General features: G+C 60.2%; 19 protein-coding genes. 12 read left to right on the top strand and 7 right to left on the bottom strand.

Annotated features, from left to right (window positions below; genetic code table 11):
* Nucleotides 1–28: 28 nt before the first annotated feature.
* The gene (locus G6L97_RS21555; protein WP_174003869.1) at nucleotides 29–919 is read left to right on the top strand and encodes a helix-turn-helix domain-containing protein; all 891 of its coding nucleotides are present in this window, start codon (nucleotides 29–31) and stop codon (nucleotides 917–919) included.
* 2 nt (nucleotides 920–921) lie between these two features.
* Here the strand turns inward: G6L97_RS21555 and G6L97_RS21560 are convergent, their stop codons facing one another.
* Nucleotides 922–1,683 carry an IclR family transcriptional regulator gene (locus G6L97_RS21560; protein ID WP_112959399.1) on the bottom strand — a complete coding sequence of 254 codons (762 nt, stop codon included), beginning with the start codon at nucleotides 1,681–1,683 and terminating at the stop codon, nucleotides 922–924.
* Between the two features lie 136 nt (nucleotides 1,684–1,819).
* On the opposite strand from G6L97_RS21560, the gene G6L97_RS21565 reads away from it, so the two are divergent.
* The 9 genes from G6L97_RS21565 to G6L97_RS21605 all read left to right on the top strand — a co-directional run bounded on the left by G6L97_RS21565 (nucleotide 1,820) and on the right by G6L97_RS21605 (nucleotide 11,217).
* Nucleotides 1,820–2,527, top strand: a complete 708-nt coding sequence (locus G6L97_RS21565; protein ID WP_112286085.1) for a 3-oxoacid CoA-transferase subunit A — start codon at nucleotides 1,820–1,822, stop codon at nucleotides 2,525–2,527.
* A complete protein-coding gene (locus G6L97_RS21570; RefSeq protein WP_174003695.1) occupies nucleotides 2,524–3,219 on the top strand; it encodes a CoA transferase subunit B in 696 nt (231 codons plus the stop codon). Before G6L97_RS21565 ends, G6L97_RS21570 begins: the two co-directional genes overlap by 4 nt.
* 10 nt (nucleotides 3,220–3,229) lie before the next feature.
* A complete protein-coding gene (pcaF, locus tag G6L97_RS21575; RefSeq protein WP_174003697.1) occupies nucleotides 3,230–4,435 on the top strand; it encodes a 3-oxoadipyl-CoA thiolase in 1,206 nt (401 codons plus the stop codon).
* Between the two features lie 403 nt (nucleotides 4,436–4,838).
* Complete coding sequence (locus G6L97_RS21580; protein ID WP_112154177.1) at nucleotides 4,839–5,867, top strand: LacI family DNA-binding transcriptional regulator; 1,029 nt, start codon at nucleotides 4,839–4,841, stop codon at nucleotides 5,865–5,867.
* Between the two features lie 282 nt (nucleotides 5,868–6,149).
* Nucleotides 6,150–7,091, top strand: coding sequence for a sugar ABC transporter substrate-binding protein (locus G6L97_RS21585; RefSeq protein WP_013762379.1), 942 nt, complete (start codon nucleotides 6,150–6,152; stop codon nucleotides 7,089–7,091).
* A 143-nt stretch (nucleotides 7,092–7,234) separates the two neighbouring features.
* Nucleotides 7,235–8,134 carry a sugar phosphate isomerase/epimerase family protein gene (locus G6L97_RS21590; RefSeq protein ID WP_112959401.1) on the top strand — a complete coding sequence of 300 codons (900 nt, stop codon included), beginning with the start codon at nucleotides 7,235–7,237 and terminating at the stop codon, nucleotides 8,132–8,134.
* Nucleotides 8,135–8,144: 10 nt separating this feature from the next.
* Nucleotides 8,145–9,155 carry a Gfo/Idh/MocA family protein gene (locus G6L97_RS21595; protein ID WP_112959402.1) on the top strand — a complete coding sequence of 337 codons (1,011 nt, stop codon included), beginning with the start codon at nucleotides 8,145–8,147 and terminating at the stop codon, nucleotides 9,153–9,155.
* Between the two features lie 9 nt (nucleotides 9,156–9,164).
* Entirely contained in the window at nucleotides 9,165–9,950 is a 786-nt protein-coding gene (locus tag G6L97_RS21600) for a TIM barrel protein (RefSeq protein ID WP_112959403.1), read from the top strand.
* A gap of 220 nt (nucleotides 9,951–10,170) precedes the next feature.
* Nucleotides 10,171–11,217, top strand: coding sequence for a LacI family DNA-binding transcriptional regulator (locus G6L97_RS21605; RefSeq protein ID WP_174003699.1), 1,047 nt, complete (start codon nucleotides 10,171–10,173; stop codon nucleotides 11,215–11,217).
* Between the two features lie 10 nt (nucleotides 11,218–11,227).
* On the opposite strand, the gene G6L97_RS21610 is transcribed toward G6L97_RS21605, so the two are convergent.
* From G6L97_RS21610 to G6L97_RS21635, 6 genes are read right to left on the bottom strand one after another with little or no spacing between them, the layout of a single operon-like run.
* Nucleotides 11,228–12,274, bottom strand: coding sequence for a carbohydrate ABC transporter permease (locus tag G6L97_RS21610; protein ID WP_004431060.1), 1,047 nt, complete (start codon nucleotides 12,272–12,274; stop codon nucleotides 11,228–11,230).
* A 14-nt stretch (nucleotides 12,275–12,288) separates the two neighbouring features.
* Nucleotides 12,289–13,284 (bottom strand): carbohydrate ABC transporter permease, encoded by a 996-nt coding sequence (locus tag G6L97_RS21615; protein WP_004431062.1) that lies wholly within the window; start codon nucleotides 13,282–13,284, stop codon nucleotides 12,289–12,291.
* 1 nt (nucleotide 13,285) lies between these two features.
* Complete coding sequence (locus tag G6L97_RS21620) at nucleotides 13,286–14,392, bottom strand: ABC transporter ATP-binding protein (protein WP_174003701.1); 1,107 nt, start codon at nucleotides 14,390–14,392, stop codon at nucleotides 13,286–13,288.
* Nucleotides 14,392–15,744 (bottom strand): polygalacturonase PglB, encoded by a 1,353-nt coding sequence (gene pglB / locus G6L97_RS21625; RefSeq protein WP_174003703.1) that lies wholly within the window; start codon nucleotides 15,742–15,744, stop codon nucleotides 14,392–14,394. The genes G6L97_RS21620 and pglB overlap by 1 nt, the downstream gene beginning before the upstream one ends.
* Complete coding sequence (bglB, locus tag G6L97_RS21630; RefSeq protein ID WP_013762386.1) at nucleotides 15,741–16,835, bottom strand: beta-galactosidase BglB; 1,095 nt, start codon at nucleotides 16,833–16,835, stop codon at nucleotides 15,741–15,743. Before bglB ends, pglB begins: the two co-directional genes overlap by 4 nt.
* A gap of 13 nt (nucleotides 16,836–16,848) precedes the next feature.
* Nucleotides 16,849–19,374 carry a hypothetical protein gene (locus G6L97_RS21635; RefSeq protein ID WP_174003705.1) on the bottom strand — a complete coding sequence of 842 codons (2,526 nt, stop codon included), beginning with the start codon at nucleotides 19,372–19,374 and terminating at the stop codon, nucleotides 16,849–16,851.
* A 194-nt stretch (nucleotides 19,375–19,568) separates the two neighbouring features.
* Here G6L97_RS21635 and G6L97_RS21640 point away from each other — a divergent pair, with 194 nt between their 5' ends.
* Together G6L97_RS21640 and G6L97_RS21645 are read left to right on the top strand one after the other, a co-directional pair.
* A complete protein-coding gene (locus G6L97_RS21640) occupies nucleotides 19,569–20,849 on the top strand; it encodes an ABC transporter substrate-binding protein (RefSeq protein WP_174003706.1) in 1,281 nt (426 codons plus the stop codon).
* A gap of 231 nt (nucleotides 20,850–21,080) precedes the next feature.
* Nucleotides 21,081–23,063 (top strand): phosphatase PAP2 family protein, encoded by a 1,983-nt coding sequence (locus G6L97_RS21645; protein ID WP_174003708.1) that lies wholly within the window; start codon nucleotides 21,081–21,083, stop codon nucleotides 23,061–23,063.
* Nucleotides 23,064–23,092 lie beyond the last annotated feature (29 nt).

A 23,092-nucleotide genomic window follows, 5' to 3' on the forward strand; every position in this document is an offset into this window, starting at 1 on the left:
GACCATGATGCGGGGAGCTGGGGGTGACATGCGGGTTGCGGCGAATGAAGGCCTATATGGCGAGGAGACAGCGCAAGGAACCGCTTTCCGCTTTCATTGCGAGACGCTTTTTTCCAGAAGCAGCCTGCATCGCTTTGAAATCGGCCTGCACCGGCATGCCGCGTTCCTGCAAATCTTGTACATTTGGGGCGGCGAGGGCGATGCATTGCTGGATGGCCGCACCGAGGCTATCCTCCCACCGGTCGCCATTGTCGTGCCGCCGGGTTTCGAACACGGCTTTCGTTTTTCGCGCGATATTGGCGGGGTGATCGTCACCGTGCTGCCCGGCGCGCTTGCCGCATCCGTACAGGCGCTGCTGCTGCGGAATTTCCAGCAGCCCGTGTTGTTGCCGTTGCAGGATTTCTCCGAGGGCGAGCGATTGCGCAGGGATTTCGAACATATCTCCGCGGAGTATGAAAGCCACGAGATAGGCCGGGAGGCCATGATCGAAGGTCAGCTTGCCTCCGTGGCTGCACTTCTTGCACGAGCGGCGCGGCCTCTACTGGAGAGAACCGGGGAAGGTCCTGCGGAACAGCGCTTCGAACTCCTGCTGTCACTGATCGCCCGACATATTCGCGAGCCGCGCAAGGCGGCGTTTTATGCGCAGAAGCTCGGCCTTTCCGAGACCCATCTCAACCGTCTCGTCCGTTCCGTTTCCGGGCTCAGCCTGCAACGGCTTGTCGCCAGGCGACAGATCGAGATCGCCCAGCAGGAACTGATCTTCACCGTATCGACCGTGCAGATGATTGCGGAAGATCTCGGTTTTGCCGACCCGGCCTATTTCAACCGCTTCTTCAAGCGGGAAACAGGCATGACACCGCGGGCATGGCGATTGGCTGAACGGCGGAAAATGGGAGATGACGGCGCGGCTTCGGCCTGACCTCAGGCAAGCATTCTTCCCAGTTCACGCTGAACGGAAAGCAGTGCCGGCAGATAACGCTCCACCAGATCGTCCATCGACGCTACCGAGGCGGCAAGCCCGACATTGAGTGCTGCGACCGTCTGCCCGCGCACGGTTTTCACCGGCACGGCAATGGAGCGAAGGCCGATCTCCACCTCCTGATCGATCAGGGCATAACCACGATTGCGGGTCGCCTCGAGTTCGTCGAGCAGGGCGTCGATACCGGTCATCGTCTTCTCCGTCCGTGCCACCAGCCGCGAGTGTTCCAGGATCTCGCGCTGCCGTTCCGGTGTAAGGGCTGAGAGGAGAACGCGGCCCATGGACGTGCAATAGGCGGGCAGGCGCGAGCCGGGCATGAGGGCGATGGACATGACCCGCTGCTGGGCGGCGCGCGCCACGTAGACGATTTCGGTATCGTCCAGAATGGAGACTGATGTGCTGTGGCCGATCTCTTCCGAAAGACGGTCGAGAAGGGGCTGGACGATGCGCGGCAGCGGCATGGTGGCAAGACAGCCGGTTCCAAGCCGCAGAACCTTGGGCGTCACAGTGAAGAACTTGCCGTCATAGGCGGCGTAACCCATTTCCGACAGTGTCAGCAGACAGCGCCGCGTGGTGGCGCGGTCAAGGCCTGCGATGTCAGCGGCATCTGATATGGACAGGCGTGGACGCTCGGCACTGAACGCCTCGATCACCTTCAGCCCCTTGGCGAGACCGCCCATCATATCTCTTTCATTGACGGCCATGTCACGCTCCATTTGTGCGATATACGAACAAAAATCATATAACGCACAAAATTGTTGCCGTCGAGGCGGATTCGGATTTAGCTCTGCGCCAAGCAGCCTTGCGAGTTCCCATTGCTGGGCTGGATGGAGGATTGATATGGACAAGACAATCAAAAGCGCGGCTGATGCCATTTCCGGTATTGGCAACGGCGCGACGGTGATGATCGGCGGTTTTGGTGGCTCCGGCGCGCCCATCGAGCTGATCCACGCCCTGATCGACAAGGGACCGAAAAACCTGACGGTCATCAACAACAACGCCGGCAATGGCCGTATCGGCATTGCCGCAATGATCGATGCGGGCATGGTCAAGAAGATGATCTGCTCGTTTCCGCGCTCTTCCGATCCGCGCGCTTTCACCGACAGATATCTGGCCGGCGAAATCGAGCTGGAACTTGTGCCGCAGGGCACGCTTGCCGAGCGTATCCGTGCCGGTGGCGCCGGCATTCCGGCATTCTACACCCCGACTGCCTTTGGCACGGAGCTTGCCAATGGCAAGCCGATCGCCGAATTCGACGGCCGGTCGTATGTTCAGGAACGCTGGCTGAAGGCGGATTTCGCCATCGTCAAGGCTGAGCTTGGCGATACCTACGGCAATCTCACCTACAACAAGGCGGGGCGCAATTTTAACCCGCTGATGTGCATGGCGGCAGCCACCACCATCGCCCAGGTCTCGAAGATCGTCGCTGCCGGCGAGATCGACCCCGAGCATGTCGTCACGCCAGGCATTTTCGTCAACGGCGTCGTGGAAATCGCCAATCCGCAACAGGAAGAAATTCTCATTCGCGCGGGAGTAGCCTACGCATGACCCAGCCAATCAACACTCGCGACGATATCAAGCTTTCCAACGCCCAGATCGCCTGGCGCGCGGCGCAGGACATCGAGGATGGCGCTTACGTCAATCTCGGTATCGGTTTTCCCGAAATGGTCGCCCGTTACCAGCCGCCCGGCCGTCAGGCTATCTTCCACACCGAAAACGGCATCCTGAATTTCGGCGAAGCGCCGCCGGAAGGTGAAGAGGACTGGAACCTCATCAATGCTGGCAAGAAGGCCGTGACGCTGAAGCCGGGTGCCTCCTTCTTCCACCATGCCGACAGCTTCGCCATGGTGCGCGGCGGGCATCTGGATGTGGCGATCCTCGGCGCCTATCAAGTGGCGCAGAATGGTGATCTCGCCAATTGGCGCGTTGGCTCCAAGGGCGTGCCCGCCGTTGGCGGCGCCATGGATCTGGTGCATGGCGCCAAGCAGGTTTTCGTCATCACCGAACATGTGACGAAGAACGGCGAGCCGAAGCTTGTCGAAAAATGCGCCTTTCCGCTGACCGGCGTCGGCTGCATCACCCGCATCTACACCAGCCATGCGGTGATTGACGTCGTGGATGGCCGTTTCGTTTTGCGCGAACAGCTGGCGGCGATGAGCTTCGATGAATTGCAGGCCATGACCGGCGCGCCTCTCCATGTCGATGGCGAAGTCGCCGATCTTGTCGCCCCGGAACTTTGAGGAACAACCGATGACCGATGCATTCATCTGCGACTATATCCGCACACCGATCGGCCGTTTCGGCGGTGCATTGTCTTCAGTGCGGGCTGACGATCTCGGTGCTGTGCCCTTGCGGGCGCTTGTCGAGCGTAACCCGTCCGTGGATTGGGAAGCCGTTGAGGACGTGATCTTTGGCTGCGCTAACCAGGCGGGCGAAGATAACCGCAATGTTGCCCGCATGTCGCTGCTGCTGGCCGGCCTGCCGGTTTCGGTGACCGGAACCACGATCAACCGGTTGTGCGGTTCGGGCATGGACGCTGTCATCGCCGCTGCCCGTGCCGTCAAATCCGGCGAGGCGGAATTGATGATCGCAGGCGGCGTGGAAAGCATGAGCCGCGCGCCCTTCGTGCTGCCCAAGGCCGAAAGCGCCTTTTCACGCAACGCCGAAATCTACGACACGACCATCGGCTGGCGTTTCGTCAACCCGCTGATGAAGGCGCAATATGGCGTCGATTCCATGCCGGAGACCGGTGATAACGTCGCCGTCGATTATCAGGTCTCCCGCGAAGATCAGGACGCCTTTGCCGTTCGCAGCCAGCAAAAGGCAGCCAACGCGCTGGCCAATGGCCGCCTAGATAAGGAAATCGTCTCGGTCACGATCCCGCAGCGCAAGGGCGATCCGCTGGTGGTGTCTAAAGACGAACATCCGCGCGCGACGAGCCTTGAAGCTCTTGCAAAGCTGAAGCCTGTCAACAAGCGCGACGGCGCGACAGTGACGGCGGGCAATGCATCCGGCGTCAATGACGGTGCGGCGGCCCTCATCATCGCTTCGGCTGAAGCCGCAAAGAAATACGGCCTGACGCCGATTGCCCGCATTCTCGGCGGAGCAACTGCCGGCGTTCCGCCGCGCGTCATGGGCATCGGCCCTGCGCCTGCCTCAGCCAAGCTTCTGGCGCGTCTCGGCCTGAAACAGGAAGAGCTTGACGTGATCGAGCTGAACGAAGCCTTCGCTAGCCAGGGTCTCGCAACGCTTCGCCAGCTCGGCATTGCCGATGACGATGCGCGGGTGAATGCAAATGGCGGCGCGATTGCGCTTGGGCATCCGCTTGGGATGTCCGGTGCGCGCATTGCCGGCACCGCAGCACTCGAGCTTTCTCTGACCGGCAAGCGTTATGCGCTTTCGACCATGTGCATCGGCGTCGGGCAGGGCATTGCCGTGGCGCTCGATCGGGTCTGACGGGACCGCGGCATTCGGTTCTGTTGAACGGTCCGGATGCCGCTGCCGCCGTGTCTTCACCTATGTCGGCAGGTGCTCAGGAACTCCACGCATGATTTTCTCGCGGTGGTGCATTCCAACTCCCCTCATTCCTGTGCTTGTCACAGGAATCCAGCCGACGCGCGTCTGCGCGGCGGAGGGAGCCTTTTCGGCCCAAGGATTTGGGCTGGCTGGATCTCTGTGACAAGCACTAAGATGAGGGACGTGGAAAAGCAGGCCTCGCACCAGACACCCCAGCCATCAATATTTATGCCGCGTGCTATGGCACCCCTCGCCGAAATCTCGGTTTGCGTTGGATTCTATCATGATCCGTGACATGTTTTGCGGGGTATGACAGGATTCTTTCCGTGTAAGGGGTGTCTTCATGAAGCGTCCGACAATCACAGATGTTGCAAACGCCGCCGGCGTCAGCGTTGCGACTGTCGACAGGGTATTGAATGGTCGCCTGCCGGTGCGGGAGGAAACCTCGCGGCGGGTGTTCGAGGCGGCGGAAAAGATCGGTTTCCATGCCACCAACATCATCCGCCAGCGCATGCTGGCCGATCTGCCGTCCTATAATCTCGGAATCATTCTGCGGAAAGAACGGCACTCCTTTTACCAGGCATTTGCCGATGAGCTGGAGCTTGCGGCGCGTAACGTGAGGGATCGCCATCTGAACCTGCGCATCGAATTTGCGCAATCGGGCGAGCCGAGCGAGCTTGCGGCCCTTCTGACGGCCATGAAAGGTCGGGTGCAGGCCGTTGCGGCCACCGGGCCTGACCATCATGACGTTACGGCGGCCGTTGAGGCGCTGAAGGCGAAGGGTATTCCCACCTTTTCGCTGCTTTCCGATTTCGCGCAGGGTGTGCGGGAGGCCTATCTTGGCGCGAATAACATGAAGGTCGGGCGCACTGCGGCCTGGATGATCTCGCGGCTGGCGCGCAGCAAGGGCAAGGTGCTGCTATTGCTCGGTGGCCACCGTTTTCACGGTCATTCGCTGCGGGAAACCGGCTTTCGCAGCTATATCAGGGAATATGCGCCGGAATTCGAGGTGATGGACGCGCTGATCACGTTGGAAACGCGGCGGCTGACCTACGAGCTTGTCATGGACACCATCGCCAAACACCAAGATCTCGTCGGCATCTATTGCATCGGCGGCGGCATGGAAGGTGTGATCGAGGCCTTGCAGCAGGAGAACCGCCAGGAAACCATCGTCTGCCTCGTCAACGAGTTGACGCCGGAATCCCGTCAGGCGCTGCTTGAGCGGCGTATTACCGGCGTGTTCCAGACACCGCTTCGCGAACTATGCACGGACCTCGTTGCCACGATGGTTCACACCATCGAACACGGCATGGCGGAAACGCCGGGACAGAGATTTGTGCCCGCTCATCTATGGGTTCCTGAGAGCCTTTGATCGTTTGATAGATTCTATCATAAATGCCGCGTCTATTTCTATCAGCCATGATGGTTTTGCCCGCCGAAGACGCGTTGACGCCGGCCCCGGACTAGGATCATGTTGCCGGCATGTGGAGCGGGCAGGAGGCTGATCCACGACAATAACGATGTTTCAAGGTTGCCAAACGCCGCAGATTTCCATCTTCGGCGACGGGTATCCTTTTGCCGGCGATCGGCTGTGGCGCGATGCACTTGCGGCTGTGCAACCGGTTTCTTTTCAAGAGTTTCGGAGGAGGATGACATGAAAAGACATTTTGCGATTGCGGCTCTGGCCACCATGCTGGCGACCACGGCTTCGGCTCAGACCATCGGCGTTTCGATGGCCCTGTTCGACGACAATTTTCTGACCGTGCTGCGTAACGGCATGATCGACTATTCGAAGGGCATGAACGGTGTCTCGCTGCAGATCGAGGACGCCCAGAACGATGTCGGCAAACAATTGAGCCAGGTGCAGAACTTTGTCGCGGCAGGCGTCGACGCCATCATCGTCAATCCCGTCGATACGGATGCGACGGTGGCGCTTTCGCAGGCGGCTGCCGCAGCCGGCATTCCGCTTGTCTACGTCAACCGCCAGCCGGTCAATCTCGACAACCTGCCGGACAAGCAGGCCTTCGTCGCTTCCGATGAAAAACAGTCGGGAACCTTGCAGACGCAGGAAGTCTGCCGGCTTCTGAAGGCTGCCGGCAAGACGGAAGCCAAGGCCGTGGTGATGATGGGCGAGCTCTCCAACCAGGCAGCGCGCATGCGGACTGAGGACATCAAGGAGGTCGTCGCCACTCCGGATTGCAGCTTCATCAAGCTCGTTGAGGAGCAATCAGCCAACTGGTCGCGCACGCAGGGGTCGGACCTGATGACCAACTGGCTCTCGGCTGGCGTTGAGTTCGATGCGGTGATTTCCAACAATGACGAGATGGCGATAGGCGCGATCCAGTCGCTGAAGGCGACCGGCCGGCCGATGGACGGCGTCATCATCGCGGGCATCGACGCGACCCAGGATGCACTTGCCGCGATGGCGGCGGGCGAACTGGATGTCAGTGTTTTCCAGAATGCCGCCGGCCAGGGCAAGGGCGCGGTGGATGCCGCGCTGAAACTCGCCAAGGGCGAGACGATCGACAAGAAGGTCTTCGTGCCCTTCGAACTCGTCACGCCCGCCAACCTCAAGGATTATCAGGCGAAGAACTGACTTCGGCATTCACTGGGAAAGCCAGGAATAAACCAAGGGGCCGCTCATGGACAAGCAGGCCCAAGGCCGCGGTCTCTTCTCCCGGACCGCGGCCTAACCTGTCCGCAACGACCTCAACAGATACCGACGACAAGGAAGCGTAAATGCGCATCGCCATCGACCCGTTCATGCACCGCCATCTCAGCCTCGAAGCCCTTCCCGCCAAAGTTAGGGAGCTCGGCTACGACTGGATCGAGCTCAGCCCGCGCGCCGATTTCCTCGAATGGTTCAAGGCGCCACGCGTGTTTCCCGAAAGAATCCGCTCGTTCAAGAAGGCGCTGGCGGCCGAAAACGTCAAGATTGCCTCGCTGCTGCCGATGTATCGCTGGGCCTCCAATGACGAGACCGAGCGGCAGGCGGCAGTGAAGCACTGGAAACGCGCCATCGAGATCGCCGTCGAACTGGAGGTCGATACGATGAACTCGGAATTCGGACGGGGTCCACACCCCGACAAGGGTTCATGCTATTGCTGCCATACCGGCTCGATGATCGAAGCCTGCGAGGACGCCTGGTGGCGCTCGATGGAAGAGCTTGTGCCGATCTTTGAACGTGAGGGCATCCAGCTCAATGTCGAACCGCATCCGGAAGACTGGTGCGAGACGCTGCAGCCAGCGCTCGACATCATCCGCACCGTCAATTCGAAGAATGTGAAGTTTCTCTATTGCGCCCCGCACACCTTCTATTTCGGCGACGACACCAAGGCGATGCTGCGCGAGGCAAAAGATGTTCTTGCCCACGTTCATGTCGGCGACACCTTCAATCACAAGGCAAGCTCCGGCCTGCGTTATATCCTCAATCCGCCCGGGACCCAGGCGCGTGTGCATCAGCATCTCAACATCGGCCAGGGTGAGGTGCCGTGGGACGACTTCTTCGGCACGCTTTCCGAAATCGGCTTCGACGGCATCATGACCTCCTGTGTTTTCGCGTGGGAGGACAGGGCCGATGAATCGGGCAGGTTCATGTGCGCCGAGATCAACAACTATATCGAAAAGTACCGCAAGTGAGGTTTTTCCCATGACTGTGAGAATTGGTGTCATCGGCACCGGCGCGATTGGCCGTGACCATGCCCGCCGCATCAACAAGGTCCTCGGAGGCGCAAAGGTCGTGGCGCTGAGTGACGTCAACCCTGCATCCGCCGAGGCGGTGAAGAACGACATTGCTCCGGACGCCGTCATTTTCGCCACCGGCGAGGAACTGATTGCATCGCCCGATGTGGACGCGGTGCTCATCACCTCCTGGGGTGCAACGCATGAGCAATATGTGCTGGCGGCCATTGCCGCCGGCAAGCCCTGCTTTTGCGAAAAGCCGCTGGCGACAACGGCGGAAGGGGCAAAGCGCATCGTTGACGCCGAGGTGGCGCAGGGCAAGCGGCTGGTTCAGGTGGGCTTCATGCGCCGTTATGACGCCGGTTATGTGGCGTTGAAACAGGCCGTCGACACCAAGATCGGCGCGCCGATCATGGTGCACGCCGCCCATCGCAATCCGGCGGTTCCGGAGCAATATGTGACTGCTATGGCCATCCACGACACGATGATCCACGAGATCGACGTGCTGCGCTGGCTGCTCGACGATGATTATGTTTCGGCGCGGGTCCTCTTTCCCCGCTCGGCGGCCAGAAGCCATGCGCGGCTGAAGGATCCGCAGATCGTCATTCTGGAGACCGCCAGGGGCACGATCATCGACATCGAAATTTTCGTCAATTGCCATTATGGCTATGATATTCAGTGCCAGGTGGTGGGAGAGGATGGCATCGCCAGCCTGCCAGAACCGATGTCCGTCCAGACCCGCCTTGGCGCCAAGGTGCAGAACGATATACTGACAGACTGGAAGGATCGCTTTATCGCGAGCTATGATGTCGAGCTGCAGGATTTCATCCATGCGGCGGCGAAGGGGACTGCGGCCGGACCGAATTCCTGGGACGGTTACGTGGCCGCCATCACATCCGATGCCTGCGTCGCCGCGCAGGAAACCGGTGGCGCTGCGGTCGCCATCGACCTTCCCGCGCGTCCTGCCCTTTATAAGTGAGGATATCTCATGCGTTTTGCCATCAACCACATCACCGCACCAAAACTCTCCCTCGAGGACTTCTTCGCGACAGCGCGCAATCTTGGCCTTAGCGAAGTCGAAATCCGCAACGACCTGCCTGACATCGTCGGCACGGTGGACCCGGCTGCCGTGAAGGCTGCGGCCGAAAAGGCCGGTGTGACGATCATCTCCATCAACGCGCTATACCCATTCAACGTCTGGTCGGGTGATCTGCCAAAAAGGGCAGTCGTGATGGCTGATTACGCCGCCGCAAGTGGCGCGAAGGCGCTTGTCATGTGCCCGCTCAACGAGGGCCGACAGGTACCCTTCGACGATCTCGTGGCCGCGCTGAAGGCCATGAAGCCCATCCTTGAGGAACGTGGGCTGACCGGCCTTGTCGAACCACTCGGTTTCCCCGTCTCGTCGCTGCGCACCAAGGCTGAGGCCGTCAAGGCCATCGACGCGGCAGATGGAGGCGATGTCTACAGGCTGGTGCACGACACTTTCCATCATCATCTGGCAGGAGAGACGGTGTTTTTCCCCGAACGCACCGGCCTCGTCCACATATCAGGCGTGACAGACCCCGCTGTCTCCGTCGCCGACATGCTGGACGCCCACCGCGTTTTGGTGGATAGCGACGACCGGCTGGAGAATTTTGCCCAGATCAGGACGCTGGAGGCCGCTGGCTACAAGGGGCCTTACAGCTTCGAGCCTTTCGCGGCTGAGGTGCATGAGTTGAAAGACCCGGCTGCTGCCGTCAGAGACAGTATCGACCATATCTCCCAGGCGCTATGACCGCCTCACCGCCTGCGGTTTGCTGCAGGCGGTGCTTGCGTTCGAATACAGGCTGATTGGTAGAAAACACAGAGAAATCAATTCCGCTTTTACGGATGATGCTGTAATCTTTGCGTGACAAAATAGAGCAGCAATCGGGCTCGGGTATTCTTGAAATCAACTGCTTTGTGCCGGTTTCTTGCCCGCCCCATCCTTAAAAGAGTGGGTGAATTTCCCTTTTATGAAAATAGACAGGAAAACGACGCTTAAGGATGTGGCGCAGCAGGCGAATGTTTCGCTCAGCACCGCTTCGCACGCCCTTAACGGCACGGCCCCCTTGACCACGCTGGTGCGCGAGCGGGTGCTGGAAGCGGCCCGTTCGCTCGGTTATCTCGAAAACCGCCGACAGAAGGCGACGATTGCGACCCTGCGCGTGGTGTTGCTGGCAATGACCAACGATGCGGCTCCGCAAAGTGATCTCAACATGGTCAGCTGGACGATGCTGAACGGCTTCCGGCGCGAATGTGAACGGCGCGGCATTCGCATCGTTCCCTTCGTCAGCGCCACAAGCCGGCTTGACCCTGTCGCGGTGGTGCAGGCGGCGGATGCCGACAATGTGGATGGCATCGTGGTGTTGAACGATGACCGGTCGCAACTGGTTCAGGCGCTTTCGGCGCTCGGCAAACCGGTGGTGCTGATTAATGGCGAGGACCCGGCCATGATCGTCGATACGGTAACGGCCGAGAACCGTTTCGGCGCCCGCCTCGGCATCGAGCACCTGCTTTCCCTTGGGCATCGCAATATTCTGCACATTACCTGGAAGGGGCGCACGACGATCCGCCGCCGTTACGACGGCTATAGCGACGCATTTCTTGCGGCGGGGTTTCCGGTGCCTGCGGATATGGTCATTGAGGTGGAGAGTTATGAACCCCAATGGGGCGAAACCGCCATTCGTCGCCTGCTGGCCGAGGAGCGCCCGCTCAGAAATGCAACGGCGATTTTCTGCGCGGCCGACAATCTGGCACTCGGCTGTCTGAAAGCACTGACAGAAGCCGGTGTCCGGGTTCCCGATGACGTTTCGGTATTGGGTTTTGACGATATCATGCCGGCGGCCTTCAGTGCGCCGCCGCTCAGCACCATTCAATTGCCCGCCGACAGGCTGGGTGGTGCGGCACTTTCCCTGCTGGAGCAGCGGCTTGTCGCCGCCGACCCGACCCGGCCTGCGCACCGGCTGGAACTTGGCTGTCGACTTGTGCTGAGGGGCAGCATCGCACCGCCCCCCAAGTGATACCGAGCTTTTACTTCATGCCCGTCCCAGCAATGCCTGTCGTGATATAGCGTTGCAGGAACAGGAACACGACGGTAACCGGCGCCAGGCTGAGGAAGGTCATGGCAAGAATATAGTGCCATTGCACCGAGAACTCGCCCTGGAAAGCGTTCAGGCCCACCTGCAGTGTGAAGTTCTCGCGGCTGCTGAGGACGATCAACGGCCAGAGGAAGTCGTTCCAGCGCCACAGCACCGAGAAGATTGCGAGAACCGCTAGTGCAGGTGCCGTCAGCGGCAGGATGATGCGCCAGAAGATGCGGAATTCGCTGGCCGCATCGACGCGTGCGGCTTCGATCAGTTCGTCCGGGATCGTCAGCATGTATTGCCTGAGCAGGAACACGCCGGTTGGCGTCGCGACGGTGGGAATGATGACACCCCAGAGATTGTCGACGAGGCCGACACCGACGATAACAAGATAGGCTGGCACCATGACGACGGTAAGAGGGATCATCAGCGTGGAGATGATCAGCACGAAAATCGCCTTCTCGCCGCGGAAGCGGTATTTCGAGAGAGCAAACGCCGCCATGGCGTTGACGATCAAGGTTAAAACGGTCGCGACAACGGTGACGAAGACCGAGTTTTTCAGGAAAGTCAGGAAGTTGAACTGGGTCAAGGGATCGGTGAAATTCTGCGTCGCGATCGTCAGTTTCTGGACGGGCGACATTTCGCGTGTGTCGACGCTGACCGGCGGGCCGGGATTGGCCGGATCCACCATCTGCGCCTTGATGCCAACGCGCCGGACCATGGCCATCTCCCGCTCCATGCCGTCGATGGTGACGGTCCAGAGGCTGAGCGGCCTGTCATAACCTGGAACTTCCACCTGCACGGCGGCGCGCGGCAGAAGGCTCGGCGGAAACCGTGTGATCTCGGCTTCCGGCTTCAGCGAGGACATGGCGGCCCAGACAACGGGTATGAGCACCGCGAGCGTTCCGCCAATGAGCCACACCCAGGAGAGAATATCGGTGAGACCGATCCTGCCGGGGCGGCGGGTTCGCGTCAGGAAAGTGACTGCGTTCATATTGCCGGACATGATCAGGACTCCATCTTTTTGCCGAGGCGCAGTTGCACGAGCGTCAGCGCGAGAAGAACAAGGCCCATCAGAACCGATGCGGCGGATGCGAGGCCGAAGAGCCTGAGATCGCTGCCAAAGGCCATCTGGTAGATATATTGCACCACGAACGTGTTGGCCGTGCCCGGACCGCCGCCATTGGTCAAAACCCAGGCTTCATCAAATATTTGCACTGAGCGGATCATCAAAAGGATCAGTACGACGAGAAGGTTGGGAGCCAGCAGCGGCAGGGTGATGCGCAGCAATGTGCGTCGGGGCGAAGCGGCGTCGATTGCGGCTGCTTCATAAAGGTCTTTGGGAATGGCCTGCAGCCCTGCCAGCAGGATGAGCGTGTAAAAGCCCATGTGGAACCAGACGGATACGACCACGACGAAGAAGCGCGACCAGCCGACATCCAGCAGGAAGATTTCCGGCGGCACGCCGAGCATCTGGAAGAAGGCGTTCAGCAGTCCGTTGCGGTCAAGAAACCATTTCCAGATGAGGCCGATGACGACAGGTGACAGCAGCACGGGATAAAAGAACATGGCGCGGAAGAAGCCGCGCGCGGCAATCGCCCTGTTAAGAATGAGGGCCGTGACCAGCGCGACGAACAGCGTGGCGACAACGTTGAAGCCGACAAACCAGAGCGTGTTCCAGATCGCTGTCCAGAACAGCGATTCCCGGCAGCTTCCGGGGTCCATATAGCTCTGGCAATCGAGTAGCTTGCCGAAATTCTCCAGACCGACAAACGGGCGGTCTGTGATCAGCAGCTCGGTGCCGCCGGTAAAGGCGTAACCGACGGCGATGGCAATCGGCAGGAAGGTGAAGATGCCGAAGAGAACGAGGTTCGGCATCAGGAAAATATAGGGCATGCGTCTTTTGCCGATCAGCCGCTCTATGAGGTTGAGCGGCACTTCGGCGATTGCCATCACGGCGTCGAGTACGCGGTCGGACAGTCTCGCAAGCGTCGGATTGGCCATGCTAATCTCTCCCGTGGCTGTCAAGGCGCGGCAGCGCCAGTTCGGTTTCGGGGTCGAAGACATGCACCCTTTCGCGCGCCGGCATGATGTTCAGAACTGAGCCTGAAGCGGGTGCGAAGTGGCCAGCCTGGTGAACGATGATCTGCTCTTTCTGACCCTGAAGATTGCCGTAGAGATAGGTCTCGGTGCCGAGGCTCTCGTGATACTGCACTTCGAAGGGCAGGCCCTTTTCCTGCGTGATGACAAAATGCGAGGGGCGGATGCCCGCCAGAACTGCCTGTCCGGGGGTAGCCACGGCGGGATCGACGAGGCAGGGCAGGGACACGCCGTATCCGGTGTCGATTGCGAAACCGCCGTCGCTGCCAGCGACGAATGTGCCCTTTAGTATGTTCATGCGCGGTGAACCGAGGAAGCCGGCGACGAAGAGGTTACGCGGATTGTCGAAAAGCTCGAGCGGGCTGCCTACCTGTTCGATGCGGCCTGCACGCAGCACCACGATCTTGTCGGCCATGGTCATGGCTTCCACCTGATCGTGGGTCACATAGATCATCGTCGTCTTGATATCGCGATGCAGCCTTGTGATTTCGGCGCGGGTCTGCACGCGCAGCGCCGCATCGAGGTTCGACAGCGGCTCGTCAAACAGGAAAATGTCAGGCTCGCGCACGATGGCACGGCCGATGGCAACGCGCTGGCGCTGGCCGCCGGAAAGCTGTTTCGGCTTGCGGTCGAGATAGGGTTCGATGGCCAGCATGCGCGCCGCCTCGTTGATGCGGCTTTCGATTTCCGCCCGCTTGAAACGCAGGTTTTCAAGGCCGAAGGCGAGGTTCTTGCGCACACTCATATGTGGATAGAGCGCATAGGACTGGAAGACCATGGCGATCTTGCGCTCGGCCGGCGAGAGCGCGCTGACGTCGCGTCCGCCAATGCCGATGGTGCCTGACGTCACATCCTCAAGGCCGGCGATGATGCGCAGCAGCGTGGATTTTCCGCAGCCGGAAGGACCGACGAAAACGACGAATTCCCCGTTCTCGATCTGAAGATCGATATTATGCAGGACATGAACGGCACCGAATGCCTTGTTGAGGTTTTCCAGCTTTAGACTTCCCATTACCTGCTCCCTTCGGGCAAGGTCGTCTCTGCGACGATCTCTTTTGCATTCCAGCCCTCGGGTAAGGGCATCGTTCTTCCAATGGCAACGTCGCGCGCAGAAAATCCGTGAACGCCGGACAGATAGACCGCAGGCATGCCGCCGGGGTAATCTTCAAGTCCGACGATCCTGCCGTCGGCGCTGCGTGTCCAGGCATTGGCGCGGCCGGCAGCCTCCGGACTTGGCGCAATGTCCGCATTGGTAGGGCGAAGATCATATTGCAGGCCGGTGCCGAGTTTGCCGGGCTGCTGCGACAGCGAAATGCGCGCGAGCGTGACATTGTGGATGCCGGCGCTCGAGGTGGCGACGAGGTTTATCGCCCCTTCCATCGAGCCGCTCAGGTCTTCCACCACAAGGTTTTCAACCTTACCGGCCTGACGTTCCGGCCGGCGGTCTACCACGGTGACAGTCACGGCTTCGCCCGATCCCCAGAACCCGCCCGGCGTTTCGTGGCACTCCGCCTCGATCCGCGAAAAGCGGATATTGCGCATGGCGCCGCCATCGCGGGAGAAAAGGCCGATGCCGCGATTGGATGCGATGACTTTGCAGTCCTCGAACGCCACATCGGTGAAATCGCCGAAGGATTCCGTGCCGAGCTTCAAGGCGCAGCTCATGCTTGAGACAGTGCAGCGGCGAACCGTGATATCGGCGCAGGCGCCAACAGCCTTGCCATCCGGTCCGGCGCTGGTCTTCAGGCAGATACCGTCATCGGCGGTGGAGATGGAGCAATCCTCGATCAGTGCGCGCCGGCAGGCATCCAGCACGATGCCGTCGGTGTTGGGCAGGCGGCGATCGTTTTCGACACGGATGTTGCGGAAACTCAGATCTTCGCAATCGACCATGTGCAGGGTCCACATTGGCGAACCGCTGACGACGAGGTTTTCAAGGCGAACGTCGCGGCAGGATTCCAGAACCATGACACGCGGCCTCTTTTTCGCGGGCACATAGGTTCCCATGGCTTCGTCGTCACCGATGATGAAGTTCTCACCGCCAGCCTCGATACGGCCGGGGCCGGTGACGGCGATGTTGCTCGCGCCCTTTGCGACGATCATGCCGCGATCGGAATCCTCGGCGATGACAGAAACGGACGTATGGGCAAAGGCGTCGTAGTCGGAAATCGGCGCAAGCACCGCGTCTTGTGCAAGGTGAAGTTCCACGTCGCTTCTAAGATGAAGGCCGCCGCTGACATGCCGTCCGGCCAAGAGCGACACGACGCCGCCGCCTGCAGCCGATGCTGTATCTATTGCCTGCTGGATATCGGCAGTGGCGTCACGTTCCTCGGCGGCTATGGTGATATTGGTGTGAGCACTCATGATGCCTGCGGCCTCTTCAGAAAGACGTCGATCAGCAGCAGCATCGTCAGCGCCTGCCCATAGGGTGTCGGCAAATTGGGAATGCGGCGGTAGAAATCGAGGTCGTGGCCCATGGGCGTTCCGTCCGACACACCGTGCACGACGCCTTCATCATCGATATTGCCCAGCACCGCCTTCAGCGCCCGCTCGGCATGGGCGCGGTTTTCTTCGCCGAGAATACCTGCCTCGATGCCGCGCAGAATGCCATAGGCGATGCCAGCGGTTGCCGACGTCTCGACCGGCGAAGTCGGATCGTCGAGGAGCGTGTGGAACATGCCATCCTCGCGCTGATACTGGCGCAGCGAACGCACCTGGCTTGCAAGCACATTGGCGAGGAAACGTTTGTCCTTTTCGGCAAGCGTCGGCACCAGTTCGAAGAGTTCGGGGATTGCAACGGTGATCCACGAATTGCCGCGCGCCCAGAAGGCATGCGCAAAATTGTGGCGTCCGATGAAGGTCCAGCCGTGATACCACAGCCCGGTCACGGGGTCTGACAGGTAACGCGCATGGATCATGAACTGGTAGACTGCCTCATCGATCCAGTCCTGGCGTTTGCAGACCACACCGGCGCGGGCAAGGAACAGACAAGCCATGAACAGCGTGTCGTCCCAGAGTTCACCCTCGTTAAGCCGTTCCTTGACCACGTGCTGGAAGCCGCCATCTTCGGTTTTCGGCAATTTGTGCACAAGCCAGTCGGCCCAGTCTTCCACCAGCGCCCGGAAATCCGGCCGGTCGACATGTTCGGTGAGGATGACGAGCGGCAGCATTGGCGCGGAACTGTTGATCTGGCGTGGCGGCAGGCCACGATCGATCTGCCAGCCGTACCAGGTCACGAGATCGTCCAGAGCTTTCTGGTCGTTCGCGGCAAGTGCCCGGCGCAGGAAGCCGTAAAGGCCAACGCCCACTTCCCAATCCCATTCATCGAACTGGATCTTGCCGTCGGAACTGCCGCTTGCCAGGCCTTCCTGTATGCCCTTGAGGCGGCTGAAGGCGGCGGCGACGCTGTCGATCGTCGTTCTGAGAGTGTCTTTCTCGATGCTTTGCTGGTTCATCTGGTCATTCCGCTTAGGAGTAAAATGGCTGTGCCACGCCGTTGCCTGCGGCGGTTTTGGCACTGTCGAAGGTGATCTGTGGCTGTGGCTGCTCGTGGTCGAAGGCCATGGCTTGCCCGCCGATGGTGAAGTTGCCGTCCCAGTTGAGGGAGAGTTCGGGGCCACCGGGCGGTGTGACAGACAGCAGGCGCCTGTCGGCGTCGAACATGACCTGCGTGGCGAGAATTCTTTCGCGGAAGTGCGCGAATGCGTTCGTATCTCCGCAGCCGATAATGCCGAGCCAGCCAGCGCGGCGGCCAGGTGATCTGATCTCGCGGTCGGCGGTGGCGCCTGCTGTTACAGGTTCAAGCCCATTGGTCGCATAAAGTGCTGCAAAGCCGCGGCCCGCGCGGGTGATGAGCCAGTTACCCTTCGTCACCACCTCGTCCAGCCCGTCGCGACCGAGATAGGCATGGGTCCAATCATTGCGGTGATCATCCGTATCGAAGACCATCATGGCGATATCCCGGTGCTGCGCCACGCGCGGCAGGATGCCGCTGCCGGCCCAATAAGAGGGGCGCTGTGTGCCCCAGGGGTCGTCTTCGCCCGGATGGTTGACCCACAGCCGCGCCATCGGATGGCCGGCAAGCTTGATGTCCATGACGTGCTGCTGGTGGCCCTTGCGACCTGTCTTGTGGTCCACCACAGTGGAAAGCTGGGCTGCTTCGTTCTTGAAAAGCACGAGTTTGCCCGGCTCCAGTCCCTGCGCATAACGCGCCTCCACCATGCGGCCGCCTGTCAGTTGCGACAGGGCGGTAAGATGCGGTGGCGGCAGGTAATCTCCACAGCAGAACATCGGCAGCGAGGCGACGCCATTGTTGAGCCAGCCCTGACCGAAGGCAACTTGCGCAAAAGGTGCAAGTTCCGTCAGCGGCCCGGCGCGCAGCTCCTTGTCATAGGCTCTGCCCTGGGAACCGGAGGGAACGCCACCAAGCGTATGCAGAGCGATCATTTCGAAAATGAGATCGAGCTGGTGGCGGGCGCGGGCGGCAAGTTCCGGTTCGGCCCAATGTTCGATGGCGAGAAGGCCGATGAAATCCACGGGATAATAGGCGGCCGAATTCCATTCGGCGAGACCATGCGCCTCGACGCTGTCGAACCAGCGCTGCAGCCGCTCAGTGGCGAGTGCCGCCTGTTCTCTGCCCGTGCGCCCGGAGGCGCTGAAGATGGCGTCCGGCAGATAGTCTCCCGCGAGCAGCTGGCTGGTATGGAAGCACAGAACGTGGTTTTCGCTCCAGAACCACATGACGTCGTTGCCGGGTTCGTCCACCCAGTATCGATAGGAGAGAATAGAAGAGTGGATCCGCTCAAGCATCTGAGGGGGAAGCTGGTCACCATAGGCGCGCACCAGCCAGAGAAGCGGCACCAGCACGAAATCTGAACAATCCTCACGCCGGTCGATGGACCGCAGCGTTGCGTCGACGATGCCGGAAATCGTCTTCATGTCACCGCTGCCGGTAGCGACCATGGCCAGCGCGCGGCCGATGCGCCATGCACCAAAGCGGGCGCTGAAGGACAATGCCGCTTTCTTTCGCCCGGCAATATCGGTGGCGGCCGGTTGTGGCGCCATATCGCCCATGAAGGCTGCGTCGATGACGCGCGTTACCGTTCCGGCACCTGAACCGATGGTGATCCTGACGCCATGATATCCGTCCGAAATGCCTGCCGTCTCGGGGATCGTCAGGGTCGATTGCCCGGCTTTCAGCACGGTATCGACCTCGGCAAGGGCGGCGCGCTCGTGGCCGTGGCTTTTCACCGCAATGTGGACGGGAAGGTCGCTGGCAGGTGCTGCCCCGAAAACCAGCTCGAGGGCCGCGCCGGAAAAAACGTCGCGTGCGGGGCGAACATCGCGCACCAGTGCGGCAAGACGTTTCGTTTCTTCCCGGTCGAGCGGCACCGGCAGCACGACGGTGAGCGGCGTGGCGTCCGTAACCTCAAGCTCGAAGAACCAGATGATGTCACGTTCCGCCAGATCTTCGCAAAGCAGCAGCACTTCGTTATCGCCGGCCGCAAGTTCGAGCGTGATATCGCGGCTGCTTTCGACATTGCGGATAAAGGGCTCAAAGCGGACCTGCTCCACGCCGCCCACCCAGATGCGCACGCCGCCGCAGGTGCGCAGCCGGAAATGCGCCTGTCTTGTGGTGTCGCTGCGGAACGTGCCCTTCAGCCAGCGCTGCACATGGGTCGGAACGTGCCAGAAACCGGTGAATTCAACGCGTCGGTTGGAACCCGGCAGGTTGAGGTGCGAAACCGTAAAGCTGGAGTCGGGCGCGATGTCGCGGCCGATCATCGTCTGTTGAAAGGCTTTGCGGCACGGCAGGTCGCCAACATCCACAAAGCCGTTGATGAAGCGATAATTGACCCGGTCGTCCGCCGGTGCCGCAATTCCCGGAAATGAGGTTTCCACCAGATCCGAGACGATCCAGGCGGTAACCGTTTCGCCTGGCGGCACGGTATATGTGGGCTGCGACATGCCCGTCGCCAATGGTCCATCCGTCATAATGGATCGCCTCCCGTCGATCTTTATGAAATTATTTTCACAAATCTATTTTCGCTTTGTTGCGGCGATTTGTGCGATTTAGCCGAAACAAACAGCTTGACGTTTATTCTGTCAAGTCGCAAAACAAGCGAAATCGAATTAAGACGAGGAGCTTCAATTCGATTTGTGAAAAGTTTTTCATTGGGAGGATGAGCATGCTGAAACTGTTTTCGGGCGTCAGCGCCCTCGTATTGGCCTCTATCGCCGGCCTTTCGGTCGCAGAGGCCGAGACAAGAACGATCACGTTCCTTTTTACGGATGACGACCAGGGTTATGTGCAGCGCATGTCTGAACTCAGCAAGGAGTTCGAGGCGGCCAATCCGGGCGTGAAGATCAACTTCGTGTCTTCCGGTTATGATGCCGTTTCCAAGCAGCTGCCGGTACAGCTAGCGGTGGGCGAGGGGCCGGATGTTGCCAAGATCACCGACTGGCAGCTCGCTTCCTACTATCTCGACATGCGCCCCTACATGAAGGATGCGGATGGCTTTGCCAAACTGCACGGTTCGAGCCTTGCCCAGCTTCGTTTGCCTGGTGTCAACGATCCGCAGTCGATCAACGGTTACATGGCCTCGCAGACGCTGAACCTGCCCTTCGTCAACAAGACGCTGTTCGAGCAGGCGGGTGAACCCTTGCCCGGCCCGACCGCGAAATTGAGCGACATTGTCGAGGCGTCCGCGCGCGTTGCCAAGTCGACCGGCGTGCAGATTCCCTTCACCATGGACCGCTCCGGCCACCGCTTCTCCGGCGGCGCCTTCGCTTATGGTGCGACCTATGTGAAGGACGGCAAGTTCAGCTTCCCCGACGACGCGGCGAAAAAATACATCTCCGACATCTACTCATGGACGCAGAACGGCAGCTTCCCAAAGGAAATGTGGGGTGCTGCGGGTGGCTCGCAATACAAGAACATGGGCGATGAATTCGTCAACGGCAATGTCGTGACCTATCTGGCCGGCAACTGGATGGTCAATCCGTTCCAGAACAAGATCGGTGACAGCTTCGAATGGACCGCGATCAACGCCCCCTGCGGCGATGCCGGTTGCTATGCCATGCCCGGCGGCACGGCGATTGTCGGCTTCAAGCGCACCAAATATCCCGAAGATGTCGCCCATTTCGTCGAATTTCTCGGCTCTGAAAAGGTGCAGCGGGAAATCGCCGAAAATTACGTGATCCTGACGGGCGCCGAAATCGTCGATCCGCAATACAAGCTGAAGAGCGAAAACGCCAAGGCGGCGATGAAGGTCTTTCTGGACAACAAGAAGAATGTGCCGCAGGCCGCCCGCGAATTCGAGCACGCCAAGGGTGGCACTGCCATGTATCAGCAGATCGTCCAGCGCATGAGCCAGCTCATCGTTGGCGAACTGACGCTCGACCAGACCTACAAGGTCTTGGAAGACGATGTCGCCAAGATCAATGAGGCCGTTGCGGTCAAGAAATGATGAGCGCCCGTTCTTTCATCACGAAATAACGATGCTCTCGATCTGCCCGGAGTTATGCTCCGGGCATACGTCACCGCTTGTTCGCCGGCTGTCGTGGCATATGCGATCTGACTTAATCAGCAAGTCGAAAAAAAACTGCAATACGCCCGGCATAAAAGCTGACGGCGAGGCGCGCCGGAAGCTGCGTGCGCGCTTCGTCACGCGTCATCCGCTGAAATCATAGGATTCGTCATGGCTAAACTGAAGATGTCGTCTTTTCCGTTCGCGCGGTCGGCCTTGCTTGCCTCCGTCGCATTGCTGGTTCTTGTCCCGAACGCACGGGCATTCGAGCGCACTCAACCCGCAGGTCAGGGTTTTGCCATTACGGTACCCGAACCCGCAGCAAGATATCCGCTGCCGCTTTCCGACACCTATCGCAACCAGACTGGCAAGAGTGCCAAGGGCGAAGACGTCCGTGCCTATGACGACCGCGACAATCCCGTCATCGAAATCCTCTCGGGTTTTAATCGCATCTGGACGCTGGGCGATGAAAAATGGGCGGATGGCGGCGCCAATGGCGACGGTCCTGCCGATTTCAGCCATGTGAGGGCCGTCAATCCCGCTGTGTGGCAGGAAAACATGCGTTACGTGCTTTCCGTAACCGGTGAGAACCGCACCCCCGCCGCGGCCTTGAACGCCTATATGAAAGACCGTCGCTCGCAGGGTTACAGCATGATCGACGGCATGGGGCCGCTTGCTCCGTGGTATCGCGAAGGCGCGGGCGCGACGACGACCATCAACCACACCCTGGCGGATTTCGACCCGAACGAGGTCATCACGCGCAAGGAAGAGGACAAGGGCACCGAGGCTGGAGCGGCCGATTCCGAGTTGAAGGATGTCGTGGCCCTCATGAAGGTAATGCGTGGCCCGGAAGGCACGACGTCGCCAGCGAAATATTTCTATTCCACGCCGCGCCCATGGCGCATGAATGCCAAGGGCGAGGTGATAGAGACAGGCACCGAGACCATCGGCGACCGCAAGTTTGAAACTTACGAAACCGATCCCGGCGTCATTGTGCCCGCGCTCAAATATGCGCGCGAGAACCGTGGACGCGGCAAGGATGGCGGCTTTCCGAGCGGTCACACCAATGCCGCCTATCTCGCTGCCATCACTTATGCTTACGTTGTGCCGGAGCGGTTTTCCGAATTGCTGACTGCCGCTTCCGAGCTCGGCGAAAGCCGTATCGTTGCAGGGATGCATTCGCCAGTCGACGTGATCGGCGGCCGCATTACGGCCACCGCGATAGCCGCCGCTATTCTGCAGGATCCGAAAAATGCCGATCTCAAGAAGACCGCGCATGATGAATTGCAGGCCTATTTTGCCAAACGCTTACCAGCGGGACAGTCCCTGATCGACTTTGCCCATAGCGCGAAACCGGATCTAGACCCTTTTGCCGATGCGGCGACCAACGAGGCTGATTATCGCCGGCGTATGACCATGTCCTTCAGCCGCGACAAAACCGTTGGCGATGCGCCCATGGTGGTGCCGAAGGGTGCCGAGGTTCTGCTGGAGACACGCCTGCCTTATCTCGATGCCGCGCAACGCCGCGCCGTCCTGTTCTCCACCGGTATCGAGGCCGGTTATCCGCTGCTTGACGACAGCAATGGCTGGGGCCGGATTAATCTGGTGGCCGCCGCTGCCGGTTACGGTGCCTTTAACGGCGATGTCGACGTGACGATGGATGCTGCAGCCGGCGGGTTCAATGCGGCTGACCGCTGGACGAACGATATTGCCGGGGCAGGGCGTCTCGTCAAATCAGGCAGTGGTGCGCTCACGCTCACCGGCGCCAACAGCTATAGCGGCGGCACCGTCTTGCAGGACGGAACGCTTGTGGCATCCTCCACCAACGCGCTTGGTACAGGCGGCGTGCTTGTCTCCGGCGGAACGCTTTTGCTGAACGGCGACAGTGACATCGTCATTGGCGGCGATTATGCCCAGACGGGCGGCACGCTGGCGCTTGATCCGCAAAAGGCTCCGCTGCGGGTCAAGGGCAACGCGACGCTTGATGGCGCAACCCTGCGGCTCGCCTTCGATGGGGCCGCACCCGCTGTCGGCACGCGCTTCAACGTCATCGCCGCAGACGGCCTGACTGGCACCTTCGCTGCGATCGACGCGGGCAATGTGAAGGTGCGGCCGGTTTATACCGGCTCGTCGCTGTCCGTGGTGGTCGAATAGGCTGCGTGGCCAAGGTTTTGCGGGCGCGG

It is taken from the genome of Agrobacterium tumefaciens (genome assembly GCF_013318015.2).
Lineage (GTDB): Bacteria > Pseudomonadota > Alphaproteobacteria > Rhizobiales > Rhizobiaceae > Agrobacterium > Agrobacterium tumefaciens.